Below are 404 nucleotides of genomic sequence, written 5' to 3'. Positions count from 1 at the left end.
GACAGCCACCGCCAGCGTGGAGGCTTGCAGACGCTCAAGGCGCAGCGCGAGCGTTTGCAGACCACGCAGCGCCAGGCTGCAATCGTCGGGCGAGGCGCCCATGCCCAGGTCGGCAAACACGCTGCCCACCCGCTCGAACATTGCCTCCGAATTGACTGAGACCGAGCCGAGCAGGAGGTCGCTGTGACCGCCGACATATTTGGTCAGGGCTTGCATGCTGATGTCTACGCCGTGCGCGAAGGCGTCGAAGTACACGCCGGCCGTGTACGTGTTGTCGAGCGCTACCGGCACGCCGCGCGCATGCGCCGCGGCCACGATTGCCGGCACGTCCTGCACCTCCATCGTGACCGAGCCGGGGCTTTCAGTCCAAACAAGTGTGGTGTTCGGACGGAGGAGCCCCTCAA

At 65.8% G+C, this 404-nt stretch carries 1 protein-coding gene; it reads right to left on the bottom strand.

Features of this window, described 5'->3' with window-relative positions; genetic code table 11:
* A partial coding sequence (locus I6F28_RS37235) for a PLP-dependent transferase (RefSeq protein WP_276573456.1) occupies positions 1-404 on the bottom strand: 404 nt, incomplete at both ends.

This window comes from Bradyrhizobium sp. NBAIM14, assembly GCF_020193895.1.
Lineage (GTDB): Bacteria > Pseudomonadota > Alphaproteobacteria > Rhizobiales > Xanthobacteraceae > Bradyrhizobium > Bradyrhizobium yuanmingense.
Note: the sequence above shows the minus strand (reverse complement) of the source record. Positions and strands in the feature narration are given on the sequence as shown.